The 2,651-nt window shown below is 36.8% G+C and carries 2 protein-coding genes; both read right to left on the reverse strand.

What is annotated here, in order from left to right:
- Positions 1–143: 143 nt before the first annotated feature.
- Positions 144–1,496: a glutathione-disulfide reductase gene (gorA, locus tag D7V20_RS18845; RefSeq protein ID WP_002122354.1), complete on the reverse strand. Its 1,353-nt coding sequence runs from the start codon at positions 1,494–1,496 to the stop codon at positions 144–146.
- A gap of 78 nt (positions 1,497–1,574) precedes the next feature.
- Positions 1,575–2,651, reverse strand: a protein-coding gene (locus tag D7V20_RS18855; RefSeq protein WP_107010239.1) for an IS3-like element ISAba22 family transposase whose coding sequence is annotated in 2 segments (ribosomal slippage) — positions 1,575–2,482 and positions 2,482–2,651 — 1,078 coding nt annotated over the 2 segments. Because the reading frame shifts where the segments join, the coding sequence is not laid out codon by codon here. This gene is flagged as partial in the annotation.

Consider the following 2,651-nt stretch of genomic DNA (forward strand, 5'->3'; position numbering starts at 1 on the left):
GAGCATGTGCTGTTTGTGATAAATTGAGATTATGTTGAGTGAGTTCTCTAATAATCCTAAGTTGTTGAAAGTTCATAATTTGGATATAGAATATAAAAATAAGAGCAAATATATAAATAAATGCTCTTTTAGATGATCAATGATTAACGCATTGTGACGAATTCTTCAGCAGAAGTCGGATGAATTGCTAAAGTGTTATCGAAGTCTTTTTTAGTTGCTCCCATTTTTAAAGCAACAGCAAAGCCTTGCAGAATTTCATCCATACCGTATCCAATACCATGAATTCCGACCACTTTCTCATCAGTTCCTACACAAATTAATTTCATTTTTGTGAGTTGTCGATGTTCTGTTATCGCTGTATACATGGATGTAAAGGAAGAACTATAAATTTTGATGGCATCTTTACCAAATTTTTCTATGGCTTGATCTTCGGTTAATCCAACTGTTCCAATAGGTGGGTGACTAAACACCACAGTCGGAATATTTTCATAATCTAAATGTTCATTTGGCTTATTGTTAAATAAACGTTCAGACAGTCTTCGACCCGCTGCCACAGCAACAGGTGTTAACTCGACTTTACCTGTAATATCACCCACTGCATAAATGCCAGACTGTGTTGTATTTTGATATGCATCAACATGAATAAAGCGATTCTCGTTCAATTGAACTTGAGTCTTATTAAGATTGATCGCTTCAGTTGCAGGTTTTCTACCAATTGCCCAAATCAAGCAATCTACACTATGTTCTGTACCATCTTCTAGGTGTAATACAAGTGAGTTATCTTGAACTTTAGTCACTTTGTTAATCTGACTATGAGTATGCACGTTAATATTTTCACTGCGCATATTCTCTAATAGTGTTTTACCAAGGAAATGATCTAATCCACGCAAAGGCTGATGTTTACGAATAAATAATTGTACATTCGAACCCAATGCATTAAGAACACCTGCCAATTCCACAGCAATATAGCCAGAACCAACAATAGCAGTCCGCTTCGGTAAGTGTTCTAATCCGAAGAAACCATTGGAATCAATACCATATTCAGCACCTTCAATTTCAGGTTTGAATGCTTGAGTCCCCGTAGCAATTAAAATATGGTCAGCTGTGTACGTTTCACCATTTACTTCAATTGTTTGAGCATCTAAAAATTTTGCAAAACCTCGAATGACATCAACATTATTTTTAGCTAGTCCTGTGTCATACGATGTATGTATTCGGCTGATATAGGCTTGTCTGTTTTCAACTAATTTCTTCCAGTTAAAGGATTTCAATTCTGTATTAAAGCCATAGTCAGGACCATATTTATGAATCGCATCGGCAATTTGAGCTGAATACCACATCACTTTTTTAGGAACACATCCTACGTTGACACAGGTTCCACCAATATCACCCATTTCTATCAGTGCACATTTCTTACCATACATGGCAGCACGATTGACTGATGCAATACCGCCACTGCCTCCGCCAATCGCAATATAATCATAGTGTTTAGACATAAATGAAATTCCTGTTTTTTAGATTTAAAAAGTTAATGATATACGCTGAATTATCAGGAGACTTTCCCTTGGGAGATTCTAGGCAGCCAACTTATAAAAGTCTTCGGCCATTTGATTTGGTGTCTTAAAACCCAAACCCTTTTGAATTCTTCGATGATTATAAAATAATTCAATGTATTTTATAATATCTGCTTTGGCTTCTTCTCTGGTTTGATAGTTGTAATGATGCACTAACTCATTTTTCAGTATTCCCCAAAAGCTTTCAATCGGTGCATTATCGTAACAGTCTCCGCGCTTGCTCATTGAACCTTGAAAACCATATTGCTCAAGTATATTTCGATATTCATGGCTGCAATATTGACTTCCTCTGTCTGAATGCACAATCAGTTCTTTGGTTGGTTTTTGATTGTGAATAGCCATATTTAGCGCATTACAAACAAGCTGTGCTGTCATGCGCTCATTTAAGCTATAGCCAACCACTTGTTTCGTGTAAAGGTCTTTTACCGCTGCTAAGTACAGCCATCCTTCAACAGTCCATATGTACGTAATATCACTTGACCATGCTTGATTTGGTCTAGTCATTGAGAATTGTTGCTCCAGCAGGTTTTCATAGATCGCTCGATTATGGTCACTATTCGTAGTCCTTTTAAAACGCTTGTGTCGCTTACAATACAGGTGGTTCAGCGCTTTTATCTGACGTACAGCGTACATACTCATTTTTATGCCCTGAGCTTGTAAGTATTTGGTTAATCGAATATAACCATAGCTCTGCCTTGTCTCCTCATGGGCTATTTTCACCAATATCGTCTGTTGATTTCGTTGAATCGTTCTTTTGCTCACGCCTCTCTTGAGCCAATCATAAAAACATGAAACTGAAACATGAAGTAATCGAGCCATTAAGGTAATTGGAAAAGAATATCTTTTTTGTTTCATATAGGCGTACCTTACTGACTTTCTTTGGCAAAGTACGCTGCTGCCTTTTTTAAAAATTCACGTTCCATTTCAGCTATTTTGAGCTGTTGTTTGAGTTTTTTATTTTCTTCGAGTAGAGCGTTTAGATCAGGTGAATACTGTTTTGTACCTGCTAAAGTTCCAGCCTTTGCTTTGGTATTCCAATTTGAAAGAGTTTGCATTGAAATGCTAAGTTGTCTAGCT

Origin of the sequence: Acinetobacter rongchengensis (assembly GCF_003611475.1) — a bacterium.
In the GTDB taxonomy this organism is placed as follows: Bacteria; Pseudomonadota; Gammaproteobacteria; order Pseudomonadales; family Moraxellaceae; genus Acinetobacter; species Acinetobacter rongchengensis.

What these genes read in the sequence shown, in the direction of transcription:
- gorA (WP_002122354.1), bottom strand. Translation starts at nt 1,496, where the DNA reads ATGTCTAAACACTATGATTATATTGCGATTGGCGGAGGCAGTGGCGGT.